We start from the raw sequence: 20,703 nt of genomic DNA on the forward strand, positions 1-20,703 counted from the left end.
TTATTATGTCTGATATTCTACAAAAAATTCTCGCTACCAAAGCCCAAGAAGTTGCCGCGCAAAAAGCCGCTATTTCTTTGGACGACATCAAACGCATGGCACACGATACCGAACCGCCACGCGATTTCATTGGCGCGATTACCGCCAAACATCAACTCAATCAACCCGCTATTATCGCCGAAATCAAAAAAGCCAGTCCGTCCAAAGGCTTGATTCGTCCCGATTTTCGTCCTGCCGACCATGCGCGTGATTACGAAGCGGCAGGCGTGGCGTGTTTATCCGTTTTGACCGATGAGCCGTATTTTCAAGGCTCGCCCGATTATTTGCGCCAAGCACGCGCCGCCGTATCGCTACCCGTGTTACGCAAAGATTTTATGATTGATGAATACCAAGTCTATCAAGCGCGAGCATGGGGCGCAGATGCGATTTTATTGATTGCAGCAGCATTGGACGAAGCGACTTTACTGCATTTGGAACGCACGGCACACGAGTTGGGCATGGCGGTTTTGCTGGAATTGCACGATGCGAGCGAGTTGGCAAAATGCGCCAAAATGAACACCATTTTGCGCGGCGTAAACAACCGCAATCTGCGGACATTTGACGTAGATTTGCAGCAAACGATTCAACTGCTGCCGCATCTTTCAGGCTGCATTACCGTTACTGAAAGCGGTATTCGCGATAAACAAGATGTAGATTTTATGCGTGAACAAGGCGTGCATACTTTTCTCATCGGCGAAACGTTTATGCGTGCAGACGATATTACCGCCGAAGTTCGGAAGCTATTTTAATGCGTAGGCAGCCTGAAAATATCCGCTGGATTGGCTTGCTGTGCGTATTATTGTCTGCTTGTTCGCCCAATCAAGATGATGCGCCACAAACTTCGCATATCATCGCTGCTTCGGTGGAGGCTAATCAAGCGGCGATTGCCAGCGCAATTTTGGCGGATGCCGAGCCTCGCAGCGATATTTTACAAGCGCGAAAAGAGGCAAAAGCTGAAGTTAGTGCATCGGATATTGCCGAAATGGCGACGCAAATGAATATGTTGCCAGAATATGTGCCTGATACATTTCAGGCTGCCTCTGTGCCTGAAAATTTACCGCCATTGCATCCGATTTGCGAGCAATATTATCAACGCGTTGATGCTTGTTTTGCGCGACAAGGCGATGATGCCAATGCCTTGCGTGCGCAAAATCAAGAAGCAAAAATTGAAGTCATGCGTGAAAATCCCGATGAAGCAACGTGCCACGCGCTGAACCAGAGTTTTAATTCTGTCGCCATGAATTTAGGTTGCGAATAGGCAGCCTGAAACCCATTAAAGTCCACATCATGAAATTTGCCTTTCTTTTTCTCAAATTCCTGTCCCGATTTCCTGTTAGCACGCTGCAAAAAATAGCGCGTGTTGTCGGTTTTTTGTGTTATTGGCTGGTTGTGCCGCGCCGCAAAGTCGGGCAGCGCAATTTGGCACTGTGTTTCCCCGAAAAATCCGCCGCCGAACGCGAACAAATTTTGCGTGAACATTTTTATCATATGGCATTATTGGTATTGGAATATGGGCGATATTGGTATGCCGATGCAGGCAGCCTGAAAAATGCCGTGCGCTATCAAGATAAAGAAATTTTGGATAAGGCATTGGCAAATAAAGAAAAAGTGATTTTGTTGTATCCGCATTTTACTGCGTTTGAAGCCGCCGTTTACGCGCTCAATCAAGACGTGGCATTGACCAGCGTGTATTCGCACCAAAAAAATGTTGAGCTGGATAAACAAATTTTGCATGGACGACACCGCTACAACAATGTCTTTTTGATTGGGCGCACCGAAGGTTTACGCGCCATTATCAAACACATTCGCAACAGCGATGCGCCTTTTTTGTATTTGCCTGACCAAGATTTTGGCGCGAAAGACAGTATTTTTGTGGATTTTATGGGCGTTCAGGCTGCCACGATTACAGGTTTGTCGCGCATCGCCAAAATGACCGATGCCAAAGTGATTCCCGCCATTCCCACGCGCGAAAACGATGGCACGGTAACATTGCAGTTTTATCCCGCGTGGGACAATTTCCCCAGCGAAGATGTTATGGCAGATACACAGCGCATGAATGATTTTATCGCCGAGCGTATTCGTGAACAGCCAGCGCAATATTATTGGCTACACAAACGCTTCAAAACCCGTCCCGAAGGCGAAGTTTCTGTTTATTAAAAATAAGGTTTCAGGCTGCCTTAATATCGTTGTTTAAAATAGAAATCAGGCAAAGCGACAACGAATGCAAAGGGTAGCCTGAAAATGACTTAATAAATATAGATGTATCTTTTTCTAAATATCTATTATCAAATATTTTTTTGTGATACATTACTTTGCACTCGCCCAAATATCAAAACAGGAAAAATACCATGAGTACCCATTTTATCCGTCCCGACATTCTCGCACAAAGCGCGTATCAAGTTGCCGATGTTCCCGCCGATTTCATCAAACTAGATGCCATGGAAGTACCCTACACTTTTCCCGAAGAGTTGCAAAAACAACTGGCGGAACAATTAGTCAATACGCCCATTAATCGCTATCCCAATATTGCCAGCAGTGGCATTCAGGCTGCCTTGCGTCAAACTTTCCACATTCCCGAAACCACCGCCATCGCTTTGGGTAATGGTTCGGATGAGTTGATTCAATTTCTCACTTTATTGGTTGCGCAGCCCAATGCCGTGATGTTGGCGCTGGAACCCAGTTTTGTCATGTATCGCCGCAACGCTGAATTATTCGGTATGCAATATGTTGGCGTACCACTTACGCCTGATTTTTCTCTGAATAAACAAGCGGTTTTAGATTCGATTGCGCAACACAATCCTGCAATTATTTTCATTGCCTATCCCAATAATCCCACAGGCGTTCCCTTTATTCGTAGCGATATTGAAGAAATTATTCAGGCTGCATCGGGTTTAGTTGTGATTGATGAAGCCTATGGTGCATTCAGCGATGATAGTTTTATCGCACAAGCAGGGCAGCCTGAAAACCTAATTATTATGCGTACATTGAGCAAAATTGGTTTTGCAGGATTGCGTTTAGGTTACGCGGTTGGCAGCCCGATTGTATTAAACGAATTAACAAAAATTCTGCCACCTTACAATATCAATCAGTTGAGCCTAACGGCTGCAAAATTTGCCTTACAGCATTTTGATATGATTGAAAAAAATATTGAAACTTTGAAAGATGAACGCCAGCATTTGTTTACTGAATTGGCATTATTGGACGATGTAACTGTGTATCCTAGCCAAGCCAATTTCTTAACCATCAAAGTGCCAGATGCACAGTATGCATTTAATAAATTAAAAGAAAACAAAATTTTAGTTAAAAATTTACATAATGCTCACCCATTTTTAGCTAACTGTTTGCGTCTTACCATTGGGACACCGATTGAAAATGCTCATGTTTTGCGTGTACTGCGCGATGTGATTGCCGAGCATAATCAACAAAAGCATCGTGGTTTAATGGCGATAACGCAAAAAGTAAACAATCAAAAATTGATGCGCAATATTTTGATTACGCTAGCGATTTTTTTAGTGTTTAGTATTTTTGTTGGCGTGATTTATTTTAGTACCATTAATCCTTAAATTTATTTTTCAGGCTGCCTTTACCATAAAACAAATCAGGCAGCCTGAAAAAATACATCACATCATGAAAGGAACTTTATGCGAACCGCAACCATTACACGCAATACCAGCGAAACTCAAATTACCGTATCTATCAATTTAGACGGCACAGGCAAAGCACATTTTGATACAGGTGTCCCCTTTTTGGAGCATATGCTTGACCAAATCGCGCGACACGGTCTGATTGATTTAGATATTGTTTGCAAAGGCGATTTACACATTGACGACCATCACACGGTGGAAGATATTGGCATCACGCTGGGGCAAGCACTTAAAGAGGCATTGGGCAACAAAGTGGGTATTCGCCGTTATGGGCACGCTTATGTGCCATTGGACGAGGCATTGAGTCGTGTGGTGTTGGATTTATCTGGGCGTGCTGGCTTGGAATATAATATTGATTTTACTCGTGCTTTGATTGGACGATTTGATGTGGATTTGTTCAGCGAGTTTTTTCACGGCTTGGTCAATCACGCGATGATGACGCTGCATATTGATAATTTGCGTGGCAAAAATGCACATCATCAAGCGGAAACGGTGTTCAAAGCGTTTGGACGTGCGTTGCGTATGGCGGTGGAATATGATGAGCGTATGGCAGGAAAAATGCCGTCTACCAAAGGAACGCTGACAGCTTGATAAAAAGGCAGCCTGAAATCTTGTAGGTCAGAGATTTGTGTCTAATAGTTTTTATAGTGAATTCGATTTAAACCAGTACAGCGTTGCCAGCTCCCTTATGTACTATGTGTACACGGTGGTCGCTGTCGCCTTGTCCTGATTTAGTGAATCCACTATAAAACCATTTATAAAGGGATTATCATGAAAAAAATCATTTTAGCAATTGCGTTATCAACTACATTAGCGATTCAAGCTGCCCCTGTTGCACAAAAATATGCACCGATGGCTGCGGAGCAAATGGCGCAACGCTCACAAACAGAAACGGCAAAATTGGTCAGTAAAACCGAAAGCCGTGTGGTGGCGTATTATGATAAAGATGGCGAAGAAACCCAAACGGAAAGCAAAGGCGGTTTTTATCGCATGTTGTTGGGTTATACGGCAGATGGTCGCGCAGTCGTGCAAGATTTCTATCAAGATACGCGTACCAAGCAAATTGACCCTGTGGTTATGTCCAAAGACAGCGATGTGAAAGATTTTTCTGTATATGCATCGGAAGGACGTACCACATGGTACACGCCTGAAGGTGAGCTGAAAAATTATGTTGTGATAGAAAAAGGCAAAATGCTGGAGCAAGGTTATTACAGGGATGGTAAATTGCGTTTATTGGCGCATGAACTAATGGGTCAGAACAAAGAAACATGGGGCTATTATTCTAATGGGCAATTATTTATGTATGCTAAACAAAAAGCCAATGAAACTGAGCCACATATTTTCATGTATGGTAAAAATGGAAATATATTGATTGACAGTCAAAAACCTTTAGATGGAGAACCTGTGGAAGAGGCAGTGGAAGCTGCTAAAATATATTTTGATTTGATGATGGAGTTTGATTTGTACTAAAACAATAAAAATAGATGTGAAAATGACATAAATCCAACAATAGGCAGCCTGAAAATATGTTTTCAGGCTGCCTTATACATAAAATATGCTAGAATTTCTACTATATCAGAATATATTTGAGGATATTATTGTGCAAAAATGGATATTTGCTACCGCGCTAACTGCAGTTATTAGTGTGCAAGCCGAACCACGCTTGCGCTATCAACATATTGCACCTAGGCAAGCTGATGTTTTAGCAAAACATTCTGCAACTGAAATGGAACGTGCCATTGTGCAGCCAGAATTGCGTTTTGTGGGCTATTTTGATGAAAATGGACAAGCAACAGCGCAAGCTGATGGCATAGGTTATTTTCGGATGCAGTTGGGAAAAACAGCTGATGGGCGAATTGTGATTCAAGATTTTCATCAATCTTCACGAACCAAATATACTGATCCATTTATTGTTCCGAAAAAAACACATTTAAATCAGTTTCAGGTAACAACATGGGCAGGTTTCCATTCTAAATATTTACCAACAGGACAATTACAATCGTTTGTAGAATATGAAAATGGTGAACGTAAGAGGTCGGCATATTACGCCAAAGGACGTTTGCGCTTGGTGGAAAATGAAGTAACTGGCGAGTTTGGGCGATATGCGTATTATCCTAATGGTAAGCCGATGCTGATTGTGGTGGAACGTGATGGTAAAATGCATGGCAAAATGTTTAATACGCGTGGTCAGGTGGTTTATGACAGTCGCCGCGATAAAATGCCTATTAATGCCAATAGCCCTAAAGCACGCGCAATTCAACGTGTAATGAGTGCTTTTCAAGATTTAAAACAAGAAATGCAGGCAGCTAATTTATTAGAAGATAATAAATAGGCAGCTTGAAAAGGACGTATCATGAAGAAAATGATTGCGCTTGCATGCCTGTCTGTGGTGCTGCAAAATTTTGCATATGCAGCACCTGCAACTGTCCCGAAAATACCTGTGCAAACAGTTGCCCCTGCATCTGCAAAAACGTTGGCAATACAATCTGATTTGGCGACAAAACAATTAATTAAACAGGAAGAAACGCGTGTTGTAGCGTTTTACGATGCGCAATGGCAAAAATCTGATATGCCTGTACAGGGTGGTTATTATCGGATGTTGGTAGGTAAAACGGCGACGGGGAAATCGGTTATACAAGATTTTTATCAAGATACGCGTACCAAACAAATTGATCCATCTGTTATTGCGCAAGAATCGGAATTAACCAATTCAGATACACGAGCAGCAGAAGGACGCGTGATTTGGTATACCCCAATGGGTGATTTAAGCAAATTTGTGTGGGTACAAACAGGCAGTATTACGCGTGCAGCCCATTATAATAATGGGCAATTACAGATGGCGTATCAGCGCTTGCCCAATACAGAACGCATTTGGGCATATTATCCCAATGGTAAATTATTGGCGTATTCCACTGCGAAGAATAAACAATCTAAACATTATCTTTTTGATGAAAAGGGACAATTTTTGATTGATAGCAATCATGTGAAAAATATACCTGATAAACATCCGAAGATTGATTCAATTCGCCAAGCTGCATCAATGTATTTTGATATGTTGAACGTTGTTGCACCTGAATTGGGAATTTAAAGTTTCAGGCTGCCCTATTCAAGGCAGCCTGAAAACATAAGGAAACATTATGTCTCGTACGACTTATATTATTGTTGCTGTGCTTTCCATTATGTTTGGCACATTTACTAATTATTCTATGGTTAGCGAAAGTAAAAGTTCACGCGGTTACACAGGTTCATCGGGTTATGTGGGCGGTTTTTCAGGTGGGCATAAATGAGTGATTATCGTCCCAGCGCACATGGTTTGCTGGATTTATACGGTTGTCCTGCGGATATTTTGCGTGATGCGGTTGCATTGGAACAAGCTTTGCGTCAAGCCGCCCATAATGCACAAGCTACGATTTTATCAGCACATTTTCATACTTTTGGTGGACATGGTGGCGTAACAGGTGTGGTATTGTTGGCAGAGTCGCACATCACTATCCACACTTGGGCGGAACATGGTTTTGCAGCTGTGGATGTGTTTTTATGTGGCAGCCTACAACCGCAAATTGCAGCGCAAAGCATTCAGGCTGCCTTATCTGCTCAAACGGCACAATGGCGTGAATATCCGCGTGGCGAGAATTTGTTTCAGGCAGCCTGAAATCTTGGTATAGTGAAGTAAAATAAGAAAGATGCAAGGCGACCACGCCCGCTGTGTACAAATAGTACATAAGGGCGTGGTCGCCTTGTCCTATTTTTATTTTAAGCGACTATAACAAATGTCGGATACACGAATCTGACCTACGAGTTTTCAGGCTGCCTGAATCGATTTTTCAAAGGTTTCAGTTTGAAAAAACATTAACCAGTAAGAAATATGGTTTTAAAAATCAGTGAATCAATATCACGAAATTTTATGTTATGATTCAAAAGTTAATTTTTTACACCACTCACACAAGGATAAATAACATGAAAAAAATCATCGCTGCAACCGTTTTGGCATTTGCCGCAGTCAGTGCAACCGCTGCATCATACGAAATTGACCCAAAACACACCAATGCTCGTTTTATGATTGACCATTTTGGTACATCAAGTAACGTAGGTGGCGTGTATGAAATTGAAGGTAGCATGGAATTTAATCCAGCTAAACGTATAGGTAGTGTGGACATCACTTTACCATTGGCAAACTTGCGCAGTAGTTCTGATGCGTTTACGGGACATTTGAAATCTGCGGATTTGTTCCATGCCGACAAATTCCCAGAAATGCGTTTTCAATCTACCAAATTTCATTTTGTTGGTAAAAAAGTGGTAGCGGTAAGCGGTAATCTAACTTTGTTGGGTAAAACGCATCCTGTAAAATTGCGCGCCAACAAATTTAACTGCTATAACAGTCCAATGTTGAAAACCGAAGTATGTGGTGGTGATTTCACAACCACGATTGACCGTACCAAATGGGGCATGGATTATTTGGTTAGCGCAGGAATGAGCAAAAAAGTACGCTTGGATATTCAAATTGAAGCTGCAAAAAATAATTGATTGAGAATTAAAAAGGCAGCCTGAAAACATTTTCAGGCTGCCTTTTTATACTTTATTTTTCGTGAAACAAAACTTTATTTGTCCACACAATCAATAGCACAATCGGAATGCCTAGCGCGGCGGTAAACGTGAAAAATCCCGTATATTGAATATGCTCCACAATCGCACCCGAATAGCCGCCCAGTGTTTTGGGCAGCAAACTCATCAAAGAAGAGAATAGGGCGTATTGCATTGCACTAAATTGAATATTGGTCAGCGAGGATAAGAACGCTACGAAAATAGTAGATGCCAATCCTGCGGCTAAATTATCAATAGAAACCACAAGATACAACATAGCAATATCGTACCCTCGCATCGCCAATAACACAAATAATAAATTGGTGGCGGCGGATAAAATTGCGCCCAGCATCATCATTTTCATGATATTGAAACGTTGTGCTAATACGCCGCCTAATATGCCACCCAGAATCATCATCAATACGCCAAATACTTTAACGGCGTTGCCAATTTCGGTTTTGCTAAATCCTAAATCACTGTAAAATAAATTGGAAACCACGCCTGCAACAATGTCAGATATGCGATACAAACCAATCAAGGTAAGCAGCAGCAGGGCTTTTTTGCCGTATCGGGTAAAAAAATCGGCAATCGGTTCTACGCAAGTTTGATAGGCAATGTGTTTGGGCGTGATTTTGCTGATGATGGCGATGCCTGCTAAAACAGCGCCCACTGCGATAGAGCCCGATAAACGGATGATTTCCCAGCCCAATGCGATAATAGGTGTGGGTTTTTCAGGCTGCATGACGCCAATTTGTTTGAATGCAAAAATAAATCCAATAATAAACAACACAAACATCAGCAATAAACGCACATTTTCTTGCGCGTTTAATCGTGCTGGGCGTTGTTGATTGACTTCTGGTTCGCGCACGCACCGAATGGTAAGCGTGAGCAAAATCGCCATAAATGCTGCCATGAAATAATAGGTGCTGCGCCATGCGTCATACACATAATGCTCGCGGCTGGAACCGAGCCAGTCTGCTAAATAGAGTGAACCTGCGCCTGCGACAATCATGCCGATACGATAACCCATAGTGTAGGTGGATGACATAACAGATAACATGGCAGGATTATTCGGTGCGGCTTCAATGCGATAAGCATCAATCACAATATCTTGCGTGGCAGCGGAAAAACCGAGTAACACGGAAGATGCAGCCATAAGTGATAACAGCGATTGTTGCGCGGGATTGATGGACGCCATCAGTATAATCGCGGCGATAATCAATAATTGCGCCAACAGCAACCAACTGCGGCGTTTGCCCAATTTACCGATAAGGGGCAGTTGCAGCGAATCAATCAACGGTGCCCACAAAAATTTGAAGGAATAACCCAAGCCTGCCCAGCTAAACATGGTTACCAATTTGCGTTCTACGCCCGCTTCGGGTAACCAAATGGAAAGCGTGCCGAAAATCAAAGGAAACGGTAGCCCTGCGGCACAACCGAGCAACAGCATGATGATGGCGCGGCGGTCTGAATAACTGTGTAGGGATTTGGATAGGGAAGTCATAATGTAATCAATAAAATAATTTGTGCGGATTATAACAGTTTCAGGCTGCCTGATATATTTTGTACGATAAAGGCAGCCTGAAAAGAGTTTGACAATTCGGGGGGGGGGGGTAGTATTCTACCCTTTCACATTTATAAATCAATCGGGTAGGGTGTATTTTATGGAAAATGAAGTTCAATTATTGGATAAGGCAGCCAGTCGCCCATTTAGCGATGGTTGGGTTTGGATAAAAAAGCCTGTGGTTTAAGCCAAGAACGCGCGGGTAAATGGCTGTTGATGTCTTTTATCATGTGCCTATGCATCAGATTATGTGGCTTTTTTCTATACGATGTTCCCATCAATATTTTGCGTGAATTTATTGCATTATTTTTGCTGCTCTCATTTACAGGCGGTTTGGTAGTTTCTATGGCATCGCTGATAGAAGAAGATGATTTAGCGACATCTTATTTGTTCGCAGGTTTTCAATATAAATTTTTGCAATTACTGTTTCTCTCTATCTATGTAATTCTGATTTCAGGTGTTTTTAACGGACTCGGTTACATGATATTAATGGCTGTTGGTATCAATATCATAACACTAGCTGTCATAGTTCCGATTGTATTTTTTATTTCTTTTTCAATCAGTTGGCTCGCATTGCCTTTGATGATGTTGCAAGATATCAAACCACTTACCGCCATTAAAATGAGCTTTTTAGGCAGCCTGAAAAATATTTTGCCGATTTTATGCGCTTTTTTAATATTCATCTTGGCGATTGGCGGATTTGTGATGCTCATCATATCCTTGGCAGACATTTTAAGCGATAGAACCGTATCCAAAATCAGATTTTTAGTTCTGGTTTTATTATTAACCGCCCCAATTATCAATGCCGCTTTCATGTATGTTGGATATCGGAATATTTGGACAAATGTGCCGATGGAATAAAACAAATTTGTTACAATAAAGCGTTATCCAGTAGGGGCTGTTGACAATTCGTTTCACGGTTGTTTTTTCATCAAAATCGCCAACTTCTGCGTCAAAAATACTCGCCAATGGACGGCATTGGCTCGCATTTTTTCCTTGAATTTGGCGATTTTGCCTGAAAAACCAACTCCGCGCCCAAATTGTCAACAGCCCCTAGCGATAACGCTTTTTGCTTTTCAGGCAGCCTGAAAAATACATTTAAGGAAAAAACATGACCCAAATCGTCAAATATTTAAAAGACTACACCGCACCGACTCATCTTGTGCCCAAAACCGATTTATTGTTTGAAATTGAAGACACGCACACTTACGTAACCGCCACGCTGCACATTGAACCCCAAACCAGCACACAAGGCGGCCTGAAACTACCCGGCGATGCCGAGTTGATTTCATTGGCAATCAACGGCGAAAAGCAGCCTGAAAACGCATACCAATTAGATACCGCCAACGAAACACTCATCATCAAAAATACCCCGAATATTCCATTTATTTTAACGATTGAAACGCGCGTTGAGCCAAGCAAAAACAAATCTTTCAATGGTTTATACGAAAGTGGTGGCAATCTCTACACCCAATGCGAACCCGAAGGTTTCCGCAAAATCACATTCCACCCCGACCGCCCAGACGTGATGGGCGAATTCACCACAGAAATTCGCGCAAATGCCGACAAATTCCCCGTTTTGCTGTCAAATGGCAACAAAATCCGTTCAGGCAGCCTGAATGACGGGCGACATTTTGCCGTGTGGCACGACCCCCATGTGAAACCGACTTATTTATTTGCGCTGGTGGCAGGCGATTTGGCTTTGACATCGGATTTTTTCATCACACAAAGCGGTCGCCGCGTAGAAATTGAGTTCTACACCCGCGCCGAAGACACGCCACAAGTGCCATTCGCCATTGAAGCATTAAAAAATTCAATGAAATGGGACGAAACACGTTTCGGCTTGGAATACGATTTGGACATCTACATGGTCGTGGCGGTCGGCGATTTCAATATGGGCGCGATGGAAAACAAAGGCTTAAATATTTTCAATACCAAATACGTCCTTGCCGACAGCCGCACCGCCACAGACGCGGATTTTGAAGGTGTAGAAGCCGTGATTGCCCACGAATATTTCCACAACTGGACAGGCAACCGCGTAACCTGCCGCGATTGGTTCCAACTGTCGCTCAAAGAAGGCTTGACCGTGTTCCGCGACCAAGAATTTTCAGGCGACCGCGCCAGCCGTGCCGTGCGCCGCATTGAAAATGTGAAATTATTGAGAATACATCAATTTGCCGAAGACGCATCGCCAATGGCACACCCCGTCCGCCCAGCCAGCTATGTGGAAATGAACAATTTTTACACCATGACCGTGTACGAAAAAGGCGCGGAAGTTGTGCGGATGTACCACACTTTTTTGGGCGAAGAAGGTTTCCAAAAAGGCATGAAATTGTATTTTGAACGCCATGACGGTCAAGCCGTAACCTGCGATGATTTCCGCGCGGCAATGGCGGACGCAAATGGCTTTGATTTTGAACAATTTGCATTGTGGTATTCGCAAGCGGGTACGCCCACGCTCAAAGTTTCAGGCAGCCTGAAAGACGGCAAATACATTTTGAATGTGAAACAAAGTTTGCCCGACACGCCCGATATGCCGTCATCAGCGAAACAGCCGATGATGATGCCACTTTCTATCGCATTTTTTGATGAAAAAGGCGCAAAAATCGCTTTCAGGCAGCCTGAAAATGATGAAACACGCCAAGAAATCGTTTTGACGCTCAATCAAACCGAGCAATCATTTGAATTTTTGATTGAAAACGCGAATGCCGTTACACCGTCATTATTGCGTGGTTTTTCTGCGCCCGTGCATTTGCAATTTGATTATACAAATGAACAACTTGCCTTGTTGTTGGCGCACGATGACGATGAATTTGCGCGTTGGGAAGCGGGGCAAACTTTGTTCCGCCGCGCTATTGCCGAAAACGAAACCGCTTTGCAAAACGGCAATAATCCGCCCGAACATACTTTGTTAATCCATGCCTTGCGTAATATTTTGAATGACAATGACATGGACGCGGCATTCAAAGCCATGCTGTTGCAAGTGCCAGCCGAAGCCGAATTGTGGGGCGAGCGCGACAACATCAACCCCGTGCTGGTGGCGATGGCGCGTGAAGCCTTGTTGGACGAAATCGCCCACGCTTTGCATGGCGAATTGTTGGCGAATGCGCTCAATGCGCGTGAAGCGGAAAACGCGGACAAACGCGGCAAAGAAATTGAAATTTATGAATACAATCCGCAAGATGCAGGTTTACGCGCTTTGCAATATGCGTGTTTCCCATTGATTCATCGTTTTGATGAATCGGCAACCATTGAGCAAGTGTTTGAACATTATGATGAAATGGCGCGGAAAAACATGACCCACGAATGGGGCGTGTTGTCGTCCATCAACAGCAATGCGAGCGCGAAACGCGATGAATTATTGGCGCGATTTGCCGCGAAATTTGATGACCAAGCCCTTGTAATGGATAAATATTTCTCGCTGATTGCGTGCAGTCGCCGTGCGGACACTTTGGCGCAGGTTCAGGCTGCCTTAAATCATCCGCGTTTTGCGCTGACCAATCCAAATAAAGTTCGCGCTTTGATTGGCACGTTTGCGCGGAATGTGCCGCATTTTCATGCACTTGACGGTTCGGGTTACGCTTTTGTGGCGGAACACATCAAAAAAATTGATGAATTCAATCCGCAAGTGGCGGCAGGTTTGGCGCGCGCGTTTAATTTGCTGAAACGGATTGAGCCGCAACGTCAAGCCTTGATGCGTGGGGAATTGGAGGCGATTGAGGCATTGCCAAATTTATCCAAAGATGTGCGGGAGATTGTGGAAAAAATCTTGGCGTAAGGACTGCGCGTCCAGCGAAAAATGAATTTCAGGCAGCCTGAACAACAATTCAGGCTGCCTGAAATTTTTATTTATCAATCTGTTGCATGATTTCCAGCGTTTTGGATAAAGCCAAAATCATTTTTTGATAATGCTCTAAATCAGCCACAGTCAGCGTTTGCCCTTTGCGGTCTTTCAGCCATTTTTGCGCTGGCTGATAACCGCCAATATACATTTCCCACACGGTTTGCGGCACACCTTTCAGGCTGCCTGTTTTGCTCCAAAACACGGTTTCATTTTCGTATTTCAATTTATCCACCGTCATATCAGGATTTTCGGCGTTAAATTCGGTGATGAAATTTGCCATATCGCAATCATCGTGTTTGAGCGTGTGCCACAAACGCAATTCTTTGCCCAAATCTGCTAAACGGAAAAATTCGCTTGCATTTTCGGGATAAGGAATGCGTGGGAAATTGGTTTTCAGCATTTCGGCGTATTTTGTCCGATAGTTGGGGCTGTGTAATACGGCATAAATGTAGTCCAATAAATTTTCAGGCGTAAAATCATCACTTCCCCAATCTTTTTTGATGATTTTGGCGATTTTTTTGACAATGGTTTCATTGATATTGGGCTGGCGTTGCAGGCTGCCTGAAAAATTTAAGGATTGGTTATCGGGGTACACATACAAAGGGAAAATACTTGTTATCTCACTGGTTTTATTGGAAACATAACCAGATTCCATGATAGTTTCACTAATTAAACAATGCTGATAAGTTGAGCCTGATTTAAATTGTTTTGTTAGGCATAAACCTAAATTTATTTTTCCTACAAAATGTTTCATCACATTACCACGTGGCATACAATGAAAACCTTTGCTGTTACCTGTGAAAAATGTATAACGTGTATCAAATGGTCGGTAGGCAATCGGCACAATTTGGTGTGTTTCCAAATGATTTTTCACATCTGTTTGTGCATCTGCTATAGTCGCAGAATTGAAAAATCATTACAGCGTTGCCAACGTCCTTATGTGTTTTCACACACGGCGGACGTTGTCGCCTTGTACTGTTTTTTCACTTCTACGACTATACATTCCAATCGCGCACATCTTTACCTAAATTAAATCGTGTTCGTGCACTTTCTGTTTCCAAATTCACAAATTCATCTAAAATATATTTCATTCTTTCTTTGCTTGCTTGAATGCACAAATCATCACGAGCAGTAACAATTCCCACACTATTTATTGGGAATAATTCCATTAAATCAATCATTTTATGATAATTCGCCAATTCATCTGCATTATAGCTTTTTGGCACAAAGAAATAATCGGGAGCACTAGGCTGCAATTTTGTCCATGAAACTGTATTCAAATCATAATTTTGTAAAAATGTGAATTTATCGGCACGTTTTCCAAATAAATTGGCGTGATACACTTTTGCCAATTCGCCTTTTTTCTTTTTCTCGCCCGTTTTCACAAAAATATTGATGCACACACCTTCGGTAATATCAAAAACATTGTCGTCTTTGCTACCATCAGGGGCGGTTTCCTGCTTTTTACTGTTGCCGTGTAAATCCAAAATGTAGATTTGATCGTAAGTTTGTAGCATATTCCAGCGCACACCGCGAAAAATCACGCCATCTAAATAGCTGTTCATATTGATGAAACCGATAACGCCTTGTTTGGTTTTTTCAATATGGTGCTGGGCGTAGCGAAGAAATTTCACATAATCGTTGTTAATCCATTTGCTGTTGCGTTCTTTTAATTTTTGGTCGGTATTGGGTTCTTTTTTGTAATCGTCCATTAAACCCATAATCCATTCGCCTTTGTTTTTGCTTTCGCCAAAATAGGGCGGATTACCGACTACCACCATAATGGGATTGTCGCGTTTAATCGCATTGGCGCTGTTGGCTTCATTGCTCAACCATTGGGCAAACAATGTGTTGGTGTCGGGGTGGTGTTCTTCCAAAGTGTCGGTTAGGAAAACGTTTAAGCGTTGTTTGCTGTTTTCAGGCAGCCTGAAATCGGTTTCTTGCAAAACCAAGTCCAATTTTAAATGTGCCATGGCATAACTTGCCATCATCAATTCAAAACCGTTTAAGCGTGGAATTAAATCTGTGGGTACATAGTTTTGCCATAAGCCTTTTTGTTTGCCAAATTGGGCGTAAATGTGGCGTACGATTTCGGCGAGAAACGTGCCTGTACCTGTGGCAGGGTCTAAAATTTGTACACGGTGGATTTCTTTGTCCGTCATGATTCTTTTGTAGCCACCACCTTTGGCTTGCTTTTTGGCTGTGGTTTCTACAGCAATTTCGGTTTTGCTGTTATCACGCAAGCCTTGTTTGATGCCCAAATGGGTTTTGAGTGCTTGGTCTATGGCTTTGACAATAAATTGTACGGCAGGTTGGGGGGTGTACCATACGCCATTTTCTTTACGGATTTTGGGGTCGTATTTTTCCAAAAAGGTTTCATAGAAATGGATAAATGGGTCGTCTGTGAGTTTGTTTTTACCAAAATCTTTCAAGATTTTTGGCACGTCTGCCACACGAAAAATGTCGGCAAGTACGTCCACAATCCACACAATGCGTGTATCCAAGTTTTCTTCTCCCAATTTTTGGAAGAGTTCACGCAAAAAAGGATTGCTTTTGGGCAACAGTCGGGCTGCTTCATGGCGGCTGAATGTTTCGGGCGTATCATCGTGTAAACGTGCAGCAAACATACCGTAAGCCAATGTTTGTGCGTATAAATCAGCAAATTCCTTTTCAGTTAAGTCATGTAATAAATGTTCGCGGAAACCTTCTAAATAGCTTTCTAATTCGCTGATTCCATCGCTTTTGGCGTCTTGTTCCAATGCTTTTTTAATCACATCTGCCATCATGCGAGCTTTGTTTGCCATCATTTCTGCCAAAACCGATGGCGAATTGATTTTTTGCCCTTGATATTGCACAAATGTTTGAATAAGTTGGGTAAATTTTTCAAATTCTTCGTGATAAATTTCCATTTGCCCCATAAAGAAATTTGCCAAACGAATATGGGCAATACGTTCGCCGTCCCGATAAAATTCAAATTGTAAATAATCGGTAATAATCAGATTATCCAAAGCACTTTTGTAACGCGCAAACTGTTCTTGCAAGATTTTGTGGTGTAAATCTACACCAATATCTTTGGCTTCTATATAGCCAATGGGTAAATCATTGCGTGTGAGAATGTAATCTGGTGCACCACAGGCAATGCGTTTGGGTTCATTGGTTACTTGAATTTCAGGTGCAAGTTGGGCGATTAATTTTTGCAAAGCTGGGCGATAACTGTGTTCAGTGGCTTTACCTGAATTGAATAAAGTGTGGCATTCTTGGAGATAGTTTTGGATGGGCATGATGATTTTCTCTTAATCAATAATTCATAATCTGGGCTATTTTAGCGAAAAAAAAGTTTTCAGGCTGCCTGATAGTTCTTTTGAGAATGTATCTAATCTAACATATTAACTCAAGTGCCGATTGTTTTGCCGATTACGACCAAAAGTCAGTTTGCGCGAACACAAGGTTTTGCTGTACATCTGGACGAGCGCACCAAAACACAAGGCATTATCCGCACCGACCAGCCACGCGCTTTGGACATTAACGCAAGAAATGGCAGGAAATTGGAAACCTTACCGATTGATTTAATGAATGAAGTGTTGGCGAAAATGGCGACTTTTTTAAGCTGAAAATAAATTTCAGGCTGCCTGAAACATTAAACTATTAATTTTCAAAGTGTGAATAGCAATACTGTTCTCTGCGATTGCCAGCAATTTAGCTACAATTTAAACCAAAAAATCGTTTGGCAAATATGCATCTAAATCAGATTGACTTTCCCAAAGTTCAATAAACAAATGGTGCAGGTGGAATGCTTGCGTAGTTATTACTCAAATTCTATTTATAGTGAATTCACTTTAAACCAGTACAGCGTTGCCAGCTCCCTTATGTACTATGTGTACACGGCGGTCGCTGTCGCCTTGTCCTGATTTAAATTGAATCCACTATAGTTATGTTTATTTTAAATATCTATATGCCATTTTTTACACAAAATATCGTATAATTTAAGGTGTTTATCACTCCTAATGTTTCAGGCTGCCTATCTCATTACAGGCAGCCTGAAACATTCACACACAATGAAAAATACATTTGATACTGTAACCCATAATTTATTACATGCCAATCACATCCATGCCGAAGAACTTGCCAAATCATTGTCCATCATTGGCAGCTATCATGTTGATTATGCCGATATTTACTGCCAAAGAACCGCTTTTGAAAGCTGGCATTTGGATGAAGGCATGGTCAAATCTGGCAGTTTTCAAATTGACCAAGGTGTAGGCGTGCGTGCCGTATCGGGGGACAAAACCGCATTTGCCTATGCCGACAGCTTAACCGCCGATGCCATCAAACGCGCTGCAGAAACCGTCAAAGTCATTGGTGCAGCAGGCAATCACACCCCCATTCGCGTACCTGTGCCAACTTTCAGCCAGCCTGTTCACGGCACATTCAATCCCATTCATACCCTGCAATCGGCTGAAAAAGTGGCTTTATTGCAAAAAATTGAACAGCTTGCCAAAGCCGCCGACCCACGCATCGTGCAAGTCATGGCAGGTTTAACTTGCGAACACGATATGGTTTACATCGCCCGTTTGGATGGCAAACACGCAGCGGATATTCGTCCACTTGTGCGTTTGAGTTTAACTGTCATCGCCAAACAAGGCGAACGCCGTGAACAAGGCAGCGCAGGCGGTGGCGGACGCGTAGATTTAAACTATTTCAACGATGCCAAAATCAAAGAATATGTGAACCATGCAGTACAACAAGCCTTGATTAATCTGGAAGCCCGCCCTGCTCCAGCTGGTGCCATGACGGTGGTATTGGGTAATGGTTGGCCCGGTGTATTGCTGCACGAAGCAGTAGGGCATGGTTTAGAGGGTGATTTCAATCGCAAACAAACCAGTGTATTTTCAGGGAAAATAGGCGAGCGCGTTGCCGCCAAAGGCGTGACCGTGATTGACCAAGGAAATATTGCCGATAGACGAGGCAGCCTGAATATTGACGATGAAGGCAATCCGACTGGTCGCACCGTTTTGATTGAAGACGGCATTTTGACAGGCTACATGCAGGACGAAACCAACGCACGTTTAATGGGTGTGCCCGTAACAGGCAATGGACGACGCGAAAGTTACTCATCGGTTGTCATGCCTCGTATGACCAATACATTTATGGAAAATGGCAACCATGACCCACAAGAAATCATTGCCAGCGTGGATAAAGGCATTTACGCGGTGAATTTTGGTGGTGGACAAGTGGACATCACCAGCGGTAAATTTGTGTTCAGCGCAAGCGAAGCGTGGTGGGTGGAAAAAGGCAAATTACAATACCCCGTAAAAGGCGCAACCATCATCGGCAGCGGCTCGGAAGTCATGAACCACATTGCCATGATAGGCAATGATACGGCTTTGGATACAGGTGTGGGCGTTTGTGGTAAAGACGGTCAAAGTGTGCCTGTGGGTGTCGGTCAGCCCACTTTACGCATTGATGCAGGCTTGACTGTGGGTGGCAGCGAAATGAATAGATAAAACTTGTTTTCAAGTAGAAAGCTTTGAAAAACCTATTCAGGCTGCCTGAAAACTCATAGGTTGGATAATCGTATTCGACATTTTAAATCAAATTAAATACTTGTTAAATATGAAAAAATATCAGATTTAAGAATCCGACCTGCAATTTTGAGTTTTGCAAAGGTTTTTACCTGAAACTTTTACAGAATTTATTTTGCAACTGATGTAGAGGTGGATTGAAACCTTTGCAAAACCCTATTTTTTGAAAAATAAATTTCTTAAAATTCAAAAAATTAAAATTTTTAAATATCAAATTTTAGGAGTTTTGCAAAGGTTTCATAGGTGTACACGACGGTCTCTGTCGCCTTGTCCTGATTTAAATTGAATCCACTATATTTTGGGGACGACTGTAAAAAAGGCGGAGATAAAATCCACCTTTGCTAATCAAATTGTGTCATGATTTTAAGCTGAAAATAGGTTACCACTCAAACCAATGTCGTTTTTTTCGTGTACGAAATGTCCATTCTTCAAGTTTTTTTTCACCATTCATATGATAATGAAATGCCACACGATATTCTGTATCAAATGCCAATGGTTCAATCGGGAAAAGAGCAAATTCGGTTTTAGATAACAAATTATTTGGGTCGCTGGAAACCGTTAAAATTTCTGTTTTTGTGATTTCGCCATTGGGCGCAAAAATCTGAAAATCCTCCATGCGGATATCGCCTTTTTGCCCATAAAATGCAATGCTTACAGGATTACCTGTTTTATCATAATGTGGCATGGGATTGGGGGTTTCCTTGCCATCATATTTAGGTTCTGCATTCTCGCCAATGGGAAATTTAACCGCAATTTCTTGACTTGGAGGAGGTGTATCTAAATGAATTTCTACACTTTTCCCACGACAAGGCATCGTCATAATATAGCGTTTACCATTGGGCGGAGTGTCGCACACCTCACGGTCGTAACTGCTGCCTTGATTAACCACAAATGCATTGTATTTGCCGTTTGCCCATGCTGCACCTGCTTCATCGTGATTGGGATTGAGCAGCGATAAACGATGATAAATTGCCGTCATTAAGCCATCAATGCTGCTTTTACCCGAACGCGCAAAATTACCAATGGTTAAATTCTCAGCAATTGGTGCGGAATATCCCACAGCCGTCGCCCTAACTTGCGGTGTTTCTCCCGTAAAAAATGGATTGCTGGTATTTAATTCATCGTGTCCATGCGCATCTTTGCTCAAATATTTGGCATGATTTTGAGCCGATTCCTCCAACATTTCATATCGTGTCAATGGCATCAAACCTGCTTGATTACGCCAATAATTCAACTGTTGCAAGCCAGCTTGTGCTTCACGTTGCGGATTAAATCGCTTTTGTGATAAATAAACCAAACTAAAAATTGCAATACACACTGGTATCCAAAACCAAATAATACGCAATGACAGGGAAGATTGTGTCGCTGTATGTCTGCGGCGTTTTTTACTCATACTTTTCTAGTATCCTTAATAATGGATATTTTCAGGCTGCCTTAATATATAACTTG

General features: G+C 42.4%; 18 protein-coding genes and 1 pseudogene. 15 read left to right on the top strand and 4 right to left on the bottom strand.

Going from position 1 to position 20,703, the window contains the following annotated elements; genetic code table 11:
* Positions 1-5 precede the first annotated feature (5 nt).
* From trpC to MIS45_RS04980, 11 genes and pseudogenes are all read left to right on the top strand, one after another.
* Positions 6-788, top strand: coding sequence for an indole-3-glycerol phosphate synthase TrpC (gene trpC / locus MIS45_RS04930; protein WP_249451216.1), 783 nt, complete (start codon positions 6-8; stop codon positions 786-788).
* On the top strand, positions 788-1,297 hold the full coding sequence (locus MIS45_RS04935) for a hypothetical protein (protein WP_249451217.1): 510 nt from the start codon (positions 788-790) through the stop codon (positions 1,295-1,297). The genes trpC and MIS45_RS04935 overlap by 1 nt, the downstream gene beginning before the upstream one ends.
* 29 nt (positions 1,298-1,326) lie before the next feature.
* Entirely contained in the window at positions 1,327-2,196 is an 870-nt protein-coding gene (locus MIS45_RS04940; RefSeq protein WP_249451218.1) for a lipid A biosynthesis lauroyl acyltransferase, read from the top strand.
* A 191-nt stretch (positions 2,197-2,387) separates the two neighbouring features.
* Entirely contained in the window at positions 2,388-3,602 is a 1,215-nt protein-coding gene (hisC, locus tag MIS45_RS04945) for a histidinol-phosphate transaminase (protein ID WP_249451219.1), read from the top strand.
* 81 nt (positions 3,603-3,683) lie between these two features.
* Positions 3,684-4,274 (top strand): annotated as a pseudogene (hisB, locus tag MIS45_RS04950) (imidazoleglycerol-phosphate dehydratase HisB); the annotation flags it as partial.
* 180 nt (positions 4,275-4,454) lie between these two features.
* On the top strand, positions 4,455-5,153 hold the full coding sequence (locus MIS45_RS04955; protein WP_249451220.1) for a hypothetical protein: 699 nt from the start codon (positions 4,455-4,457) through the stop codon (positions 5,151-5,153).
* A gap of 130 nt (positions 5,154-5,283) precedes the next feature.
* Positions 5,284-6,015 (top strand): toxin-antitoxin system YwqK family antitoxin, encoded by a 732-nt coding sequence (locus MIS45_RS04960; RefSeq protein WP_249451221.1) that lies wholly within the window; start codon positions 5,284-5,286, stop codon positions 6,013-6,015.
* A 21-nt stretch (positions 6,016-6,036) separates the two neighbouring features.
* The gene (locus tag MIS45_RS04965) at positions 6,037-6,771 is read left to right on the top strand and encodes a hypothetical protein (protein WP_249451222.1); all 735 of its coding nucleotides are present in this window, start codon (positions 6,037-6,039) and stop codon (positions 6,769-6,771) included.
* A 49-nt stretch (positions 6,772-6,820) separates the two neighbouring features.
* On the top strand, positions 6,821-6,970 hold the full coding sequence (locus MIS45_RS04970) for a hypothetical protein (protein ID WP_249443583.1): 150 nt from the start codon (positions 6,821-6,823) through the stop codon (positions 6,968-6,970).
* Positions 6,967-7,335 (top strand): adenosylmethionine decarboxylase, encoded by a 369-nt coding sequence (gene speD, locus MIS45_RS04975; RefSeq protein ID WP_249451223.1) that lies wholly within the window; start codon positions 6,967-6,969, stop codon positions 7,333-7,335. The genes MIS45_RS04970 and speD overlap by 4 nt, the downstream gene beginning before the upstream one ends.
* 305 nt (positions 7,336-7,640) lie before the next feature.
* Positions 7,641-8,207, top strand: coding sequence for a YceI family protein (locus MIS45_RS04980; RefSeq protein ID WP_249451224.1), 567 nt, complete (start codon positions 7,641-7,643; stop codon positions 8,205-8,207).
* 52 nt (positions 8,208-8,259) lie between these two features.
* Here the strand turns inward: MIS45_RS04980 and MIS45_RS04985 are convergent, their stop codons facing one another.
* Positions 8,260-9,768 carry an AmpG family muropeptide MFS transporter gene (locus MIS45_RS04985; RefSeq protein ID WP_249451225.1) on the bottom strand — a complete coding sequence of 503 codons (1,509 nt, stop codon included), beginning with the start codon at positions 9,766-9,768 and terminating at the stop codon, positions 8,260-8,262.
* Between the two features lie 222 nt (positions 9,769-9,990).
* Between MIS45_RS04985 and MIS45_RS04990 the strand changes: the two genes are divergently transcribed.
* Both MIS45_RS04990 and pepN read left to right on the top strand, forming a co-directional pair.
* The gene (locus MIS45_RS04990; RefSeq protein ID WP_249451226.1) at positions 9,991-10,689 is read left to right on the top strand and encodes a hypothetical protein; all 699 of its coding nucleotides are present in this window, start codon (positions 9,991-9,993) and stop codon (positions 10,687-10,689) included.
* Between the two features lie 250 nt (positions 10,690-10,939).
* The gene (pepN, locus tag MIS45_RS04995; RefSeq protein ID WP_249451227.1) at positions 10,940-13,606 is read left to right on the top strand and encodes an aminopeptidase N; all 2,667 of its coding nucleotides are present in this window, start codon (positions 10,940-10,942) and stop codon (positions 13,604-13,606) included.
* Between the two features lie 67 nt (positions 13,607-13,673).
* Here the strand turns inward: pepN and MIS45_RS11330 are convergent, their stop codons facing one another.
* Together MIS45_RS11330 and MIS45_RS11335 are read right to left on the bottom strand one after the other, a co-directional pair.
* Positions 13,674-14,534, bottom strand: a complete 861-nt coding sequence (locus tag MIS45_RS11330) for a type ISP restriction/modification enzyme (protein ID WP_283397438.1) — start codon at positions 14,532-14,534, stop codon at positions 13,674-13,676.
* 133 nt (positions 14,535-14,667) lie between these two features.
* Positions 14,668-16,953, bottom strand: coding sequence for an N-6 DNA methylase (locus tag MIS45_RS11335; RefSeq protein ID WP_283397439.1), 2,286 nt, complete (start codon positions 16,951-16,953; stop codon positions 14,668-14,670).
* A gap of 114 nt (positions 16,954-17,067) precedes the next feature.
* Here MIS45_RS11335 and MIS45_RS05005 point away from each other — a divergent pair, with 114 nt between their 5' ends.
* Together MIS45_RS05005 and tldD are read left to right on the top strand one after the other, a co-directional pair.
* A complete protein-coding gene (locus MIS45_RS05005) occupies positions 17,068-17,283 on the top strand; it encodes a type II toxin-antitoxin system PemK/MazF family toxin (protein ID WP_249444942.1) in 216 nt (71 codons plus the stop codon).
* A 444-nt stretch (positions 17,284-17,727) separates the two neighbouring features.
* Entirely contained in the window at positions 17,728-19,176 is a 1,449-nt protein-coding gene (gene tldD, locus MIS45_RS05010; RefSeq protein ID WP_249451228.1) for a metalloprotease TldD, read from the top strand.
* Between the two features lie 457 nt (positions 19,177-19,633).
* Here the strand turns inward: tldD and MIS45_RS05015 are convergent, their stop codons facing one another.
* Positions 19,634-20,647, bottom strand: coding sequence for a CAP domain-containing protein (locus MIS45_RS05015; protein ID WP_249444944.1), 1,014 nt, complete (start codon positions 20,645-20,647; stop codon positions 19,634-19,636).
* Positions 20,648-20,703 lie beyond the last annotated feature (56 nt).

The sequence above is a fragment of the Wielerella bovis genome, assembly GCF_022354465.1.
Lineage (GTDB): Bacteria > Pseudomonadota > Gammaproteobacteria > Burkholderiales > Neisseriaceae > Wielerella > Wielerella bovis.